General features: G+C 72.7%; 14 protein-coding genes. 4 read left to right on the top strand and 10 right to left on the bottom strand.

Going from position 1 to position 14,267, the window contains the following annotated elements:
* Positions 1-58: 58 nt before the first annotated feature.
* From carB to pyrR, 5 genes are read right to left on the bottom strand one after another with little or no spacing between them, the layout of a single operon-like run.
* Entirely contained in the window at positions 59-3,406 is a 3,348-nt protein-coding gene (carB, locus tag V6U79_RS25375) for a carbamoyl-phosphate synthase large subunit (protein WP_334531907.1), read from the bottom strand.
* Positions 3,399-4,544 (bottom strand): glutamine-hydrolyzing carbamoyl-phosphate synthase small subunit, encoded by a 1,146-nt coding sequence (gene carA, locus V6U79_RS25370; RefSeq protein WP_334531905.1) that lies wholly within the window; start codon positions 4,542-4,544, stop codon positions 3,399-3,401. The genes carB and carA overlap by 8 nt, the downstream gene beginning before the upstream one ends.
* 55 nt (positions 4,545-4,599) lie before the next feature.
* Positions 4,600-5,877, bottom strand: coding sequence for a dihydroorotase (locus V6U79_RS25365; RefSeq protein ID WP_334531903.1), 1,278 nt, complete (start codon positions 5,875-5,877; stop codon positions 4,600-4,602).
* Complete coding sequence (locus tag V6U79_RS25360; protein ID WP_334531901.1) at positions 5,874-6,800, bottom strand: aspartate carbamoyltransferase catalytic subunit; 927 nt, start codon at positions 6,798-6,800, stop codon at positions 5,874-5,876. The genes V6U79_RS25365 and V6U79_RS25360 overlap by 4 nt, the downstream gene beginning before the upstream one ends.
* Entirely contained in the window at positions 6,797-7,381 is a 585-nt protein-coding gene (gene pyrR / locus V6U79_RS25355) for a bifunctional pyr operon transcriptional regulator/uracil phosphoribosyltransferase PyrR (protein WP_334616064.1), read from the bottom strand. The genes V6U79_RS25360 and pyrR overlap by 4 nt, the downstream gene beginning before the upstream one ends.
* 290 nt (positions 7,382-7,671) lie before the next feature.
* Here pyrR and bldD point away from each other — a divergent pair, with 290 nt between their 5' ends.
* Positions 7,672-8,160, top strand: coding sequence for a transcriptional regulator BldD (bldD, locus tag V6U79_RS25350; protein ID WP_013285505.1), 489 nt, complete (start codon positions 7,672-7,674; stop codon positions 8,158-8,160).
* A gap of 76 nt (positions 8,161-8,236) precedes the next feature.
* On the opposite strand, the gene nusB is transcribed toward bldD, so the two are convergent.
* Genes nusB through aroB form a run of 4 tightly spaced genes read right to left on the bottom strand, consistent with a single transcriptional unit; the run spans position 8,237 to position 10,825 of the window.
* Positions 8,237-8,647 carry a transcription antitermination factor NusB gene (nusB, locus tag V6U79_RS25345; protein ID WP_334531893.1) on the bottom strand — a complete coding sequence of 137 codons (411 nt, stop codon included), beginning with the start codon at positions 8,645-8,647 and terminating at the stop codon, positions 8,237-8,239.
* Between the two features lie 23 nt (positions 8,648-8,670).
* Complete coding sequence (gene efp, locus V6U79_RS25340) at positions 8,671-9,228, bottom strand: elongation factor P (protein ID WP_074318567.1); 558 nt, start codon at positions 9,226-9,228, stop codon at positions 8,671-8,673.
* Between the two features lie 44 nt (positions 9,229-9,272).
* Entirely contained in the window at positions 9,273-9,752 is a 480-nt protein-coding gene (gene aroQ, locus V6U79_RS25335) for a type II 3-dehydroquinate dehydratase (protein WP_334531887.1), read from the bottom strand.
* The gene (aroB, locus tag V6U79_RS25330; protein WP_334531884.1) at positions 9,749-10,825 is read right to left on the bottom strand and encodes a 3-dehydroquinate synthase; all 1,077 of its coding nucleotides are present in this window, start codon (positions 10,823-10,825) and stop codon (positions 9,749-9,751) included. Before aroB ends, aroQ begins: the two co-directional genes overlap by 4 nt.
* Positions 10,826-10,970: 145 nt before the next feature.
* On the opposite strand from aroB, the gene V6U79_RS25325 reads away from it, so the two are divergent.
* Both V6U79_RS25325 and V6U79_RS25320 read left to right on the top strand, forming a co-directional pair.
* Positions 10,971-11,489 (top strand): DUF2243 domain-containing protein, encoded by a 519-nt coding sequence (locus V6U79_RS25325; RefSeq protein WP_334531881.1) that lies wholly within the window; start codon positions 10,971-10,973, stop codon positions 11,487-11,489.
* A complete protein-coding gene (locus V6U79_RS25320) occupies positions 11,486-12,310 on the top strand; it encodes a cytochrome c oxidase assembly protein (RefSeq protein ID WP_334616063.1) in 825 nt (274 codons plus the stop codon). The genes V6U79_RS25325 and V6U79_RS25320 overlap by 4 nt, the downstream gene beginning before the upstream one ends.
* A gap of 163 nt (positions 12,311-12,473) precedes the next feature.
* Here V6U79_RS25320 and V6U79_RS25315 read toward each other — a convergent pair whose 3' ends face one another.
* The gene (locus V6U79_RS25315) at positions 12,474-13,457 is read right to left on the bottom strand and encodes a helix-turn-helix transcriptional regulator (RefSeq protein WP_334531875.1); all 984 of its coding nucleotides are present in this window, start codon (positions 13,455-13,457) and stop codon (positions 12,474-12,476) included.
* 81 nt (positions 13,458-13,538) lie between these two features.
* On the opposite strand from V6U79_RS25315, the gene V6U79_RS25310 reads away from it, so the two are divergent.
* Positions 13,539-14,267, top strand: a complete 729-nt coding sequence (locus V6U79_RS25310; RefSeq protein WP_334531872.1) for an alpha/beta fold hydrolase — start codon at positions 13,539-13,541, stop codon at positions 14,265-14,267.

Genomic DNA, 14,267 nt, shown 5'->3' with positions numbered 1-14,267 from the left:
GCGAAGTCGATCTCCTCGACTGCCGCCAACTTCATGATCACCGCGGTGACGGGGGCGGTCACTCGGCCGCTCGCAGGGCGGCGTGCAGCTCCTGGAGGGGGCGGACCTGCATGTCGCCGCGGATCCTCGCCTCGATGCCCATGACGGCGGCCGCCGCGCCGGGGACCGTGGTGATGCAGGGGATGTCCGCCGTGACCGCCGCGCTGCGGATCTCGTAGCCGTCGGAGCGGGCGCTGGCACCCGAGCCCTGCGGGGTGTTGACCACCAGGGCGACGTCCCCGCCGAGGATCATCGACACCGCGTCCTCGCCCTCGCCGGCCTCGTAGTGCTTGCGGATCTGCTCGCAGGCGATGCCGTGCCGGCGCAGCACCTCGGCCGTGCCCGTGGTGGCGACGATCTCGAAGCCCAGGTCGGCCAGGCGCTTGATCGGGAAGATCATGCCGCGCTTGTCCCGGTTCGCCACCGAGACGAAGATCTTGCCACTGGTGGGCAGCGAGCCGTACGCGGCGGACTGGGACTTGGCGAAGGCGTGCCCGAAGTTGGTGTCGATGCCCATCACCTCGCCGGTGGACTTCATCTCCGGGCCGAGCAGCGAGTCGATCCCCTTGCCCGACGGGGTGCGGAACCGCTTGAACGGCAGCACCGCCTCCTTCACCGCGATCGGGGCGTCCGCCGGCATCACGCCGCCGTCCCCGGTGGGCGGGAGCAGCCCCTCGGCGCGCAGCTCGGCGATGGTGGCGCCGAGCGCGATCCGGGCCGCCGCCTTCGCCAGCGGCACCGCGGTGGCCTTGGAGACGAACGGGACCGTCCGGGACGCCCGCGGGTTCGCCTCCAGCACGTACAGCATGTCGTCCTTGAGGGCGTACTGGACGTTGAGCAGCCCGCGCACGCCGACGCCCCGGGCGATCGCCTCGGTGTAGCGACGCACCTGGGCCAGGTGCGAGCCGGCCAGGGTGATCGGCGGCAGCGCGCAGGACGAGTCGCCGGAGTGGATGCCGGCCTCCTCGATGTGCTCCATCACGCCACCGAGGTAGACCTCGCCGTCGGCGTCGCAGAGCGCGTCCACGTCGATCTCGATGGCGTCGTCGAGGAAGCGGTCCACCAGCACCGGGTGGTTCGGGGAGATGTCGGTGGCCCGGCCGATGTAGTCGCGCAGCGTGGCGTCGTCGTAGACGATCTCCATGCCCCGCCCACCGAGCACGTACGACGGCCGGACCAGCACCGGGTAGCCGATCTCGTCGGCGATCTCCTTCGCCTCGTCGTACGAGGTGGCCATGCCGTGCGCCGGGGCGCGCAGCCCGGCCCGGGCGAGCACCGCGCCGAACGCGCCCCGCTCCTCGGCGAGGTGGATCGACTCCGGCGAGGTGCCGACCACCGGCACACCGGCGTTCTTGAGCCGCTGGGCCAGCCCCAGCGGGGTCTGCCCACCGAGCTGCACGATCACGCCGACCACGCCCGGCCCGCCGGCCGCCCTGCCCGACGAGTCCTCGGCGTGCCAGACCTCCAGCACGTCCTCGAAGGTCAGCGGCTCGAAGTAGAGCCGGTCGGCGGTGTCGTAGTCGGTGGAGACCGTCTCCGGGTTGCAGTTGACCATCACGGTCTCGTAGCCCACCGCACGGAGGGCCATCACCGCGTGCACGCAGGAGTAGTCGAACTCGATGCCCTGGCCGATCCGGTTCGGGCCCGAGCCGAGGATGAGCACCTTGGGCCGGTCCGAGGCGACGACCTCGGTCTCCTGGTCGTACGTCGAGTAGTGGTACGGCGTGGTGGCCTCGAACTCGGCCGCGCAGGTGTCCACGGTCTTGTAGACCGGCCGCACGTCGAGGCGGTGCCGCAGGGTACGGACGCCGTCCTCGGCGGCCAGCTCCGGGCGCAGCGCGGCCAGCTGCCGGTCGGACAGGCCGGCCCGCTTGGCCCGGCGCAGCAGCTCCCCGTCGAGCACCGGGGCGTCCACGATCTCCGCGCGCAGCTCGACCAGGCCGGCGATCTGGTCCAGGAACCAGGGGTCGATCCCGCCGGAGGCCGTCGCCACCTCGGCGATGGACGCGCCGAGGCGCAGCGCCCGCTCGACGGTGTAGAGCCGGCCGTCGTGCGGCATCCGCAGCGCGGCGAGGGTGTTCTCCTTCGTCGCCCCCGCCGGGTCCGGGGTGGTCCAGAAACCCGATGAGGTGGTTTCCATCGAGCGCATCGCCTTGTTGAGCGCCTCGGTGAAGTTGCGGCCCAGGCTCATCGCCTCGCCGACGGACTTCATCGTGGTGGTCAGCTCCGGGTCGGCGCCGGGGAACTTCTCGAAGGCGAACCGGGGGATCTTCACCACCACGTAGTCCAGGGTCGGCTCGAACGCCGCCGGGGTCTTCAGGGTGATGTCGTTGGGGATCTCGTCCAGGGTGTAGCCGATGGCCAGCTTGGCGGCGATCTTGGCGATCGGGAAGCCGGTGGCCTTCGAGGCCAGCGCCGAGGAGCGGGACACCCGGGGGTTCATCTCGATCACGACGATCCGGCCGTCGGCCGGGTTGACCGCGAACTGGATGTTGCAGCCGCCGGTGTCCACCCCGACCTCGCGGAGCACCGCGATGCCCAGGTCGCGCAGGCGCTGGTACTCCCGGTCGGTGAGCGTCATGGCCGGGGCGACGGTGACGCTGTCGCCGGTGTGCACGCCCATCGGGTCGACGTTCTCGATGGAGCAGACCACCACCACGTTGTCGTGGCGGTCGCGCATCAGCTCGAGCTCGTACTCCTTCCAACCGAGCACGCTCTCCTCGATGAGCACCTCGTGCACCGGGCTGGCGGTCAGGCCGTCGCCGGCGATCCGGGCCAGGTCCTCCGGCGTGTGCGCCATGCCGGAGCCGAGGCCGCCCATGGTGAACGACGGTCGGATCACCACCGGCAGGCCCAGCTCGGCGACGGTGGCCTCGACCTCGTCCATCGAGTGGCAGACCCGGGAGCGGGGCACCAGGGCGGCCGGGTCCTCGACACCGAGCCGGGCGCCGGCCTTGGCCACGATGTCCTTGAACAGCTGCCGGTCCTCGCCGCGGTTGATCGCGTCGATGTTGGCGCCGATCAGCTCCACGCCGTACTTGTCGAGGACGCCGGCCTCGTGCAGGGCGACCGCGGTGTTCAGCGCGGTCTGCCCGCCGAGGGTGGGCAGGATCGCGTCCGGGCGTTCCTTGGCGATGACCAGCTCGACGAACTCCGGGGTGATCGGCTCGACGTAGGTGGCGTCGGCGAACTCCGGGTCCGTCATGATCGTCGCCGGGTTGGAGTTGACCAGGCTGACCCGGATCCCCTCACTGCGCAGCACCCGGCAGGCCTGGGTGCCGGAGTAGTCGAACTCGCAGGCCTGCCCGATCACGATCGGCCCGGAGCCGATCACCAGGATGTGCTTGAGGTCGTTGCGCTTAGGCATTCCTACCGCCTTCGATGAGCTCGGCGAAGCGGTCGAAGAGGTAGTCCGCGTCGTGCGGACCGGCCGCTGCCTCCGGGTGGTACTGGACGGTGAAGGCGGGCACGTCCCGGGCCCGCAGCCCCTCGACCACGTTGTCATTGAGGCAGACGTGCGACACCTGGACGCCGCCGAAGTCGGTCTCGATCACCTGGTCGGGGACGACCACGCCCGGCCCGGCGCCCGGCACCTGGACGGCGAAGCCGTGGTTGTGGCTGGTCACCTCGACCTTGCCGGTGGACCGGTCGAGCACCGGCTGGTTGATGCCCCGGTGGCCGTAGCCGAGCTTGTAGGTGCCGAAGCCGAGCGCCCGGCCGAGGATCTGGCTGCCGAAGCAGATGCCGAAGAGCGGCACCTGACGGCGGAGCACCTCCCGGGCGAGCGCGACCGGACCGTCCGCGGTGGCCGGGTCGCCCGGGCCGGGCGAGAAGAAGACCGCGTCCGCGCCGGTGGCGAGCAGGTCGTCGATGCCGGACGAGGCGGGCAGCACGTGGGTGGTGACCCCCCGCGCGGCGAGCCGGCGCGGCACGTTGCGCTTGATGCCCAGGTCGAGGGCGGCCACGGTGAACCGGTGCGCGCCGACCGCCTCGACCACGTACGGCTTCTCGGTGGTGACCTGCGCGGAGAGGTCCGCGCCGACCATCTGCGGTGACTGGCGGACCCGGGCCAGCAGGGCGCGCGGGTCGTCCTCGACGCTGGAGACGCCGACCCGCATCGCGCCGCGCTCACGCAGGTGGCGGGTGAGCGCCCGGGTGTCGACACCGCTGATCCCGACCACGCCCTCGGCGGCGAGCCGGTCCTCCAACCCGCCGGTGGCGCGCCAGTTGGAGCCGATCCGGGCCGGGTCGCGCACCACGTAACCGGCGACCCAGATCCGGCCGGACTCGTCGTCCTCGCCGTTGACGCCGGTGTTGCCGATGTGCGGCGCGGTCTGCACCACCACCTGCCGGTGGTACGACGGGTCGGTGAGGGTCTCCTGGTAGCCGGTCATGCCGGTGTTGAAGACCGCCTCACCGAAGGTCTCCCCGACGCTGCCGTACGCCTCGCCGTGGAAGGTCCGGCCGTCCTCCAGGACGAGGATCGCGGAACGTCTGCGGGTCATGCTGCACCTCCGATCCGGACTGCGGGGCTCCGCTTCGCTGCACTCCTCGCTCGGATCACTTGACTGCCTTTCCGTCCAGGACCGTCGGCTCGCCGCGCAGGAAGGTCGCCACGATGCGACCCGGCAGCGTCATGCGGGCGTACGGGGTGTTGCGACTGCGGCTGGCCAGCTCCGCGGGCTCGATGACCCGGCGGGCGGCCGGGTCGACCAGGGTGAGGTTGGCCGGCACGCCGGGCGCCGGGTCGAGGCCGTGCCCGTCGAGACCGGCGATGCGGGCCGGGGCGCGCGACATCCGCTCGGCGATCAGGTCCCACTCGGGGCCGAGCACCTCCAGCGCGATGGAGAGCGCCGTCTCCAGGCCGAGCATGCCCGGCCGGGCGTACGCCCACTCGCACTCCTTGTCCTCCACGGCGTGCGGGGCGTGGTCGGTGGCGATGATGTCGATGACGCCCTCGGCCAGCGCGGCGCGCAGCGCGGCGATGTCGGCCTCGGTGCGCAGCGGCGGGTTGACCTTGTAGACCGGGTCGTAGGTCTCGGCCCGGGCGTCGGTGAGCAGCAGGTGGTGCGGGGTCACCTCGGCGGTGACCCGCACCCCGCGCGCCTTGGCGTGCCGGAGCACCTCGACGCTGCCGGCGGTGGAGACGTGGCAGACGTGCAACCGGCTGCCGACGTGCTCGGCCAGCAGCACGTCGCGGGCGATGATCGCCTCCTCGGCGACCGCCGGCCAGCCGGTGAGCCCGAGCCGGGTGGAGACCTCGCCCTCGTGCATCTGCGCGCCCTCGGTGAGCCGCGGCTCCTCGGCGTGCTGGGCGATGACCCCGTCGAACGCCTTGACGTACTCCAGCGCCCGGCGCATCAGCTTCGGGTCGGCGACGCAGTGCCCGTCGTCGGAGAAGATCCGCACCCGGGCGGCGGAGTCGGCCATCGCGCCCAGCTCGGCCAGCCGTTCGCCGGCCAGCCCGACGGTGACCGCGCCGATCGGCTGCACGTCGACCAGCCCGGCCTCCCGGCCGAGCCGCCACACCTGCTCGACCACGCCGGCGGTGTCGGCGACCGGAGAGGTGTTGGCCATGGCGCAGACGGCGGTGTAGCCGCCCAGCGCCGCCGCGCGGGAGCCGGACTCGACGGTCTCGGCGTCCTCCCGGCCCGGCTCACGCAGGTGGGTGTGCAGGTCGACCAGGCCGGGCAGGGCGACCAGCCCGGTCCCGTCGAGGACGGTGGCGTCCGGCGCGGTCAGGCCCGCGCCGGTCTCGGCGACGACGCCGTCGCGGATCAGCAGGTCGGTCGGCGCGGCGCCGACGACGCTCACGTTCTTGATCAGGTACGCGGTCACCGGTTGTTCCCTCCGAGCAGCAGGTAGAGCACGGCCATCCGCACGGAGACCCCGTTGGCGACCTGTTCGACGATGGTGGAGCGGGGTGAGTCGGCGACCTCGGGAGTGATCTCCATGCCCCGGTTCATCGGGCCGGGGTGCATGACGATCGCGTGCTCCGGCAGTCGCCGCATGCGCGGGCCGTCGAGGCCGTAGCGGCGGGCGTACTCGCGGGCGGAGGGGAAGTAGGAGTCGCCCATCCGCTCGCGCTGCACCCGCAGCATCATCACCACGTCCACATCAGGGAGAACGGCGTCGAGGTCGTAGGAGACATCGGTGCCGGGGGCGAGCGCGGCGGAGATGTCCACCGGGATGAGGGTGGGCGGGCCGACCAGGGTGACCTTGGCGCCGAGGGTGGAGAGCAGCAGCACGTTGGAGCGGGCCACCCGGGAGTGCAGCACGTCCCCGACCACCGCGACGTGCAGGCCGGCGAGCCGGCCCAGCCGGGAGCGCATCGTGTACGCGTCGAGCAGCGCCTGGGTGGGGTGCTCGTGGGTGCCGTCGCCGGCGTTGACCACCGACCCGTCCACCCAGTTGGCCAGCCGGTGCGGGGCGCCGGAGGCGGGGTGCCGCACGACCACCGCGTCGGCCCCCATCGCCTGGAGGGTGAGCGCGGTGTCCTTCAGGCTCTCCCCCTTGGTCACGCTGGAGCCCTTGGCGGAAAAGTTGATCACATCGGCGCTGAGCCGCTTGGCGGCCGCCTCGAAGGAGATCCGGGTCCGGGTGGAGTCCTCGTAGAAGAGGTTCACCACGGTCCGGCCGCGCAGCGCGGGAAGCTTCTTGACCTCCCGGCCGGCGACGGTGGCCATCTCGGCGGCGGTGTCCAGGATCTGGGTGGCGGTGGCCGCGTCCAGGTCGGCCCCGGAGAGCAGGTGCCGGATCATGAAGGAGTACCCCCGTACAACTTGACCTCGTCGGCGCCGTCGGTCTCGGCGAGGGTGACCTTGACGCTCTCGGCGAGGGAGGTCGGGATGTTCTTGCCGACGTAGTCGGCGCGGATCGGCAGCTCGCGGTGGCCGCGGTCGACCAGGACGGCGAGCTGCACGGTGGCCGGGCGGCCGACGTCGTTGAGCGCGTCGAGCGCGGCCCGCACGGTGCGGCCGGAGAAGAGCACGTCGTCGACGAGGATGACCCGCTTGCCGTCGATGCCGCCCGGCGGGAGCTGGGTCGGTCCGACCGCGCGGGTGGCGTGCCGACGCAGGTCGTCGCGGTAGAGGGTGATGTCCAGCACACCGACCGGGACGTCGACGTCCTCGAAGGTGCTGATCCGGGCGGCGAGGCGCCTCGCGAGCGGAGCTCCGCGAGTGGGTATGCCGAGCAGGACGGCGTCCGCGGCGCCCTGGGTCTTCTCCAGGATCTGGTGGGCGATCCGGTCGACGACGCGCTGCACGTCGGCGCTGGCGAGGATCACCTTCACCGAGGGTTGTCGCGGGGGCGATGACTGGGCAGCCGGTGGGCAGGCCACGGCGGACCTCCTTCCCCGCCTCACGGGACGGGTCGTTAAAGGACGTCTGGGGTCTCCGGCCGGGCCGCGGGCGGCCCGGGTCGGAGCTTCACGCCACGTTACCAGCGGTCACCAGGTCGATCGTCGGCACCCACTGATCCCCTGATCAGGTCGGTGAAAAGGGGATAAGTCCCCCCGCGCTCCCCAACGGTAAGGTCACGACCACTTGACCCGGTGTCGCAATCCCCGTACCGTCACGCTCCGTAGCGATCGCTGGGAGAACCCCAAAGCACAGCACTGGGAGTGTCCGAATGCCCTCTGAATACGCCAAGTCGCTGGGCGCCCGCCTGCGCTCCATCCGCCAGCAGCAGGGTCTGTCCCTGCAAGGGGTGGAGGAGAAGTCGAACGGGCGGTGGAAGGCCGTGGTGGTCGGCTCGTACGAGCGCGGCGACCGGGCCGTCACCGTGTCCCGCCTGGCGGAGCTGGCCGACTTCTACCGCGTACCCGTCTCGGAGCTGCTGCCCGACGGCAGCGGGGTGCGGCACGAGCCCACCAGCAAGATCGTCCTGGACCTGGAGCGGCTCTACGACGAGGCCTCCGAGGACCTCGCGTACGTCGCCCGCTACGCCCGGGCCATCCAGCAGCAGCGCGGCGACTACAACGGCCGGGTGCTCTCCATCCGCGCCGACGACCTGCGCGCCCTGGCGATCGTCTACGACGCCTCGCCGTCCGGCCTGATCGAGCGGCTCACCGAGCACGGCGTGCTCGTCGCCGACCCGCGGGCGTTCTTCGCGTCCTGATCCACGCTGTCGCACCGAAAGGGCCCGTGCCGCCAGGCACGGGCCCTTTCGTTCGTACGGGATGCGGCAGCGCCGGTCAGCGGGTGGCGTACTCGGCGATCCGGCCGAGGATGCCGTTGAGGAAGCGCGGCGAGTCGTCGGTGGACATCTGCCGGGCCAGCTCCACCGCCTCGCTGATCGCCACCGCGTCGTCGATCTCGTCGACGTGGAGCAGCTCGTACACGGCGATCCGGGCGAGGTTGCGGTCGACCACCGGCATCCGGTCCAGGGTCCAACCCTCGGCGTAGCTGGCGATCAGCTCGTCGATCCGGTCGAGGTGGGCGGCGACCCCCTCGACCAGGCTGACCGCGTAGCCGAGGTGCTCCGGGCGGGGCTTCTCGATCCGCTCGACGTAGCCGGCGAGCACCTCGACCGGGGGCCGCTTACGCAGGTCGGCCTCGTAGAGCACGTCCAGCGCCCGCTTGCGCGCCTTGCGGCGCGACGGCATCTGCTGCTTGGGACCCTCGGCCATCAGGAGCGGCCGAGGTAACGGCCGTCGCGGGTGTCGACCTTGATCTTCTCGCCGGTGGTGATGAAGAGCGGCACCTGCACGGTCGCGCCGGTCTCGACGGTCGCCGGCTTGTTGCCGCCGGTCGAACGGTCGCCCTGCAGACCCGGCTCGGTGTAGGTGACCTCCAGCACGACGGAGGTGGGCAGCTCGATGTAGAGCGGGACACCCTCGTGCGTGGCGACGGTCGCCTCGGCCTCCGGGAGGAGGTAGTTGGCGGCCTCGCCGACGGTGCCGCCGGGGACGGTGATCTGGTCGAACGTCTCCAGATCCATGAAGACGTAGTCCTCGCCGTCGGCGTAGAGGTACTGCATGGTGCGCTTGTCCACGGTCGCGGTCTCGACCTTGGTGCCCGCGTTGAAGGTCTTGTCGACGACCTTGCCGGACAGCACGTTCTTCAGCGTCGTGCGGACGAACGCCCCACCCTTACCGGGCTTGACGTGCTGGAACTCGACGACGGCCCAGAGCTCCCCGTCGAGGTTGAGTACCAGGCCGTTCTTGAGGTCGTTGGTGGATGCCATTTCCTGCCTTGATCATCAATTGGCGGACAGACCTGACAAGTCTACTAGCTGCGTCCACTCGGCCACTGGCCGCCGGCCGACCCGCCGCCCCCCGCGTCGAGGCGGGTCGCCAGGTGGCGCAGGGCGAGCCGGTAGCCGTCAACGCCCAGGCCGCAGATCACCCCGGTCGCCACGGCGGAGACCACCGAGTGGTGCCGGAACTCCTCCCGGGCGTGGATGTTGGAGATGTGCACCTCGACCAGCGGGGCGCGCAGCATCGCGCAGGCGTCCCGTACCGCGATCGAGTAGTGCGACCAGGCGGCCGGGTTCAGCACCACCGCCGCACCCTCGTCGGCGGCCTCGTGCAGCCAGCCGAGCAGCTCGTGCTCGGCGTCGGTCTGCCGGACGGTGACGTCCAGACCCAGCTCGCGGCCGGTGTCGACGCAGAGCGTCACCAGGTCCGAGTAGCTGGTGACCCCGTACACGTCCACCTGCCGGGAGCCCAGCCGGCCCAGGTTCGGGCCGTTGAGCACGTACACCCTCACGAGGAGATCTCCCGGTAGGCGGCGTGCAGCAGCTCGTCGTCCGGGCCCTCCAGGATCGCCGGCCGGGCCAGGCCGTCCAGCACCACGAAGCGCAGCGTGCTCCCCCGCGCCTTCTTGTCGACCCGCATGGTGGCCAGCAGCTGGGGCCACGCCTCGGCCGGATAGCTGGTGGGCAGGCCCAGCGCGGCCAGCACGGTGCGGTGCCGCTGCGCGGTGGCCGCGTCGAGGCGTCCGGCCAGCCGGGCCAGGGCGCCCGCGTAGACGGTGCCGACGGCGACGGCGTGCCCGTGCCGCCAGCGGTAGCCCTCCACCTTCTCGATGGCGTGCGCCAGGGTGTGCCCGTAGTTGAGCACCTCCCGCACCCCCGACTCGCGCAGGTCACCGGAGACCACGTCGGCCTTCACCCGGATCGCCCGCTCGATCAGCTCCCGGGCCACCGGACCGCGGGGATCGGTGGCGGCGGCCGGGTCCCGCTCGACCAGGTCGAGGATCACCGGGTCGGCGATGAAGCCGCACTTGACCACCTCGGCCAGCCCGGCGGCCAGATCCGCCGGCGGCAGACTGTCCAGCGTGGCCAGATCGCAGATCACCCCGGCCGGGGGGTGGAACGCGCCCACCAGGTTCTTGCCCGCGGCGGTGTTGACGCCGGTCTTGCCGCCGACCGCGGCGTCGACCATGCCGAGCAGCGACGTCGCCACCGGCACCCAGCGCACCCCGCGCAGCCAGCAGGCCGCGACGAAGCCGGCCAGGTCGGTCACCGCGCCGCCGCCCACCCCGACCACCGCATCGGTACGGGTGAAGCCGGCCTCGCCCAACCGGTCCCAGCAGTGCGCGGCCACCTCGATCCGCTTGCCCGCCTCGGCGTCGGGCACCTCGATCGGCAGCGGGGCGACACCCACGGCGCGCAACTGCTCGCCGAACGCGTCGACCAGCCCCTTGAGCGGGGCGGCGTACAGCACCGCCACCCGATCCGCGCCGGGCAGCAGCCGCGGCGGCGGCGCGAGCAGGTCACGTCCGACCAGTACGTCGTACGGCTGGTCGCCGCCGACCGGAATCCGGGTCACCTCGTCCATCGCAGCGCAGCCTAGTGCAGTTGCGGGCCCCGGACGGGCGCTGTCCACCTGATGGCGCCGGGGACGCGCCGGCCGGGACCGACGTTTAGCCGGGCGCAGCGGGGGCACCGGCGGAACGACCGACCCACGACGGCGGAGGTGGCCCATGGCCGGCACGATCGACGGCGCGGACATCCGGCTGCCCGCCACCATCCTCGGCGTCGGGCTCGGCGGGCTCGTCGACGGGATCCTGCTGCACCAGGTGCTCCAGTGGCACCACCTGCTCAGCAGCACCGGCAGCGACAACCTCGGGCTCCGGGCGTATCCGGTGGACACCGTGCCCGGCCTGGAGATGAACACCCTCTGGGACGGGCTCTTCCACGTCGTCACCTGGATCGCGGTGCTCACCGGCCTGGCCCTGCTGTACGCCCGGGTCACCCGGTCCCGGGGCCGGCTCTGGCGCTCCCCCGCCCTGTGGGGCTGGGCGCTGGTCGGCTGGGGATCGTTCAACCTGGTCGAGGGGGTGGTCGACCACCACCTGCTCGGCATCCACCACGTCCGCGGCGGACCGCACCAGACCGCCTGGGACATCGGTTTCCTGCTGCTCGGCGTGGCGCTGATCGCGGTGGGCTGGGCGGTGCAGCGGCGGGCCACGGTGGTGGACACCTGCGCCGACCGGCGATGACCGCACACGCGCCGACCGTCGTCGGCCCGCTGCTGCTCGTACCGCCGGTGCTGTTCTGGGTCTACCTGGCCGCCGCCTTGCGGCAGCGCGACCACGGCGGGTGGAGCCACTGGCGTACCGCGAGCTTCGGCGCGGGCGCCGCGCTGCTCGCGGTGGCCGTGGTGGTCCCCGGCCACGACCTGGTCGGGCACATGTGGCAGCACCTGCTGGTCGGGATGGTCGCGCCGCTCGGACTGGTGCTCGGCGCGCCGGGCACCCTGGCGCTGCGCACGGTACGCCGGCGCACCGGACGCGCGGCGCTGCGGCTGCTGCGCCACCCGGTGGCGCGGACCCTCGCCCACCCGGTCACCGGCCTGCTGCTCACCGCCGGTGGGCTCTACCTGCTGCACCTGACCCCGCTGCACCGCACCGTCCAGAGCAACCCGGGCCTGCACGCGCTGGTGCTGCTGCACTTTCTGGCCAGCGGATACCTCTTCTGCTGGGCGATCGCCGGCCCCGACCCGGGCCCGCACCGGCCCGGGGTGCCCGTCCGCCTGGTGGTGCTGGGGCTGTCGGTGGCCGCGCACGCCACCCTCGCCCAACTGATGTACGCCGGCCTGGTCGACACCGCCGCGCCGGCGGAGCAGCTCCGGGCGGCGGCGACGCTGATGTACTACGGCGGCGACCTGGCCGAACTCCTGCTCGCCCTGGCCCTGCTGGCCACCTGGCGCCCAGCGCCCCGGCGCGCCCGTCCCGCCGCCCCCGATCCCGGCCGGCGTGAGCGATTCATGATCGGCTGGGTGCGTGTCGTCGGCGGCGCCGGAAGGCGGTTGGCTGAGTAAGCGTGATACCTCAGAGGCATCAATATGCCTCTGAGGTATCAGGCTCGTTGGGGTGTCCGGTGCCCGCCCCAGTGACGGCGGGTAGCGGCCGTTCGGCCCCGGCCTGGTCGGGAGCCGTCGGTCGGAGGGCGCCGGGGCCGAACTGGTGCTGGAAGGGATCACCTCACCGAGCCGCTCCGCTGCTGGGGGCGGCCCGGTCGGCCCAGCCGGCCAGCCGGGTCGCGTGGGCGCGGACGGCGTCGCGCAGCGCGTCGGGAGCGAGCACGGTGAACGGCCAGCCCAGCCCGGCGAGCAGCTGCGCCATCCCGTCGAGGTGCTCGGCGCGGGCCCGCAGCAGCACCCCGTCGGCGACCTCGGTCAGCTCGGCGACGCTGGGCGGGACGCGGCGACGGGCGGCGGCCAGGTCGGTCTCCAACAGCACCTCGACGGTGTGCGCGTACGGCACCCCGGCCAGCGACCGGGTCACCTGGGCCACCGGGTCGAAGCCGTCCGGCACGGCGTAGGTCTCCGGGCCGGTGGTGACCGCGCCGATCCGGTCCAGCCGGAAGGTGCGGACCTCCTCCCGGAGGTGGTCGTGGCCGGTGACGTACCAGCGGCCGGCGTGGAAGACCAGCCCGTACGGGTCGACCTGCCGCCGCGACGGCTCCCCCCTCCAGGAGCGGTAGTCCAGCGTCACCCGGCGCCGCTGCCGGGTGGCCGCGCCGAGGGTGAGCAGCGTTCCGGCAGCCGGTCGGAGCGCCGGGTCGGTGCGGCGCAGGGTGAAGCCGAGGTGGTCCTGGACGGCGGCGAGCCGCTCCGCGAGGGGCGCCGGCAGCACCCGCCGGATCTTCGCCAGGGCGGTGACGGTGGCCGGCTCCTCGGTGCCCAGCCCGAGCCGTTCCGCCGCGACCAGGCCGAGCAGCACCGCCACCGCCTCGTCGTCGGTGAGCATGAGCGGCGGGAGCTTGTACCCGGGGCGCAGCCGGTAGCCGCCGTACCGGCCGCGTGCGGCGGTGACCGGGATGCCGAGGTCGGCCAGGGTGGTGGCGTAGCGGCGCACCGTCCGCTCGTCGACGCGCAGCCGGTCGGCCAGCTCGGCGCCGGTGAGTCGGTGGTGGCTCTGGAGCAGTTCGAGCATCGCCAGCACCCGACCGGCGGGATGTGACACGGGCCACCTCACGATACCGGGCGGAACTCGTCCGGATTCGAGCCTACGGTGTCCGGGGACATCGAGAAAGGGAGATCCGAGATGGCGACGTTCGTGCTGGTGCCGGGGTTCTGGCTGGGCGGTTGGGCATGGCGGGAGGTGACCGCCGACCTGCGCCGGCGCGGCCACGACGTGTACCCGGTGACGTTGACCGGGGTGGCCGAGCGGGCGCACCTGGCCGGCCCGCAGGTGGACCTGGAGACGCACACCACCGACCTCACCGCACTGATCGAGGCGGAGGAGCTGCGCGAGGTGGTGCTGGTCGGGCACTCCGGCGGCGGGATGCCGGTGACCCAGGCGGCCGACCGGCTGCCGGACCGGATCGCCCGAATGGTCTACGTGGACAGCGGACCGCTGCCCGACGGAGTGTCCCAGTTCGACTGCAACCCGCCGGAGGAGCAGGAGCGGCTGCGCGCGCTGATCAGCGACGGGCACCTGCTGCCGCCGCCGGCCTGGGAACCCGCCGAGGACCCACAGAACCTGGCCGGTCTGGACGACGCCGCGCTGGCGCTGCTGCGCCGCCGGTCCACCGGGCATCCGCTGGGCGCGGCGACCGGTCCGGTGCGGCGCACCGGCGGGCGGCCGGTGCCGACCGCGCTGGTGGCGTGCACCTTCCCGCTGGAGGTGGTCGGCGCGATGATCGACGACGGTCACCCGTTCTTCGCCGGGCTCGCCGGCGCCGAGCTGCACGGGCTGCCGACCGGTCACTGGCCCATGCTGAGCGAGCCGAAGGCCCTCGCGGACCTGCTCGACACCATCGCCCGGGGCTGA

Origin of the sequence: Micromonospora psammae (assembly GCF_036902725.1) — a bacterium.
In the GTDB taxonomy this organism is placed as follows: Bacteria; Actinomycetota; Actinomycetes; order Mycobacteriales; family Micromonosporaceae; genus Micromonospora.
The sequence above is the reverse complement of the archived record's forward strand: the minus strand, read 5'-3'. Positions and strand labels throughout refer to the sequence as shown.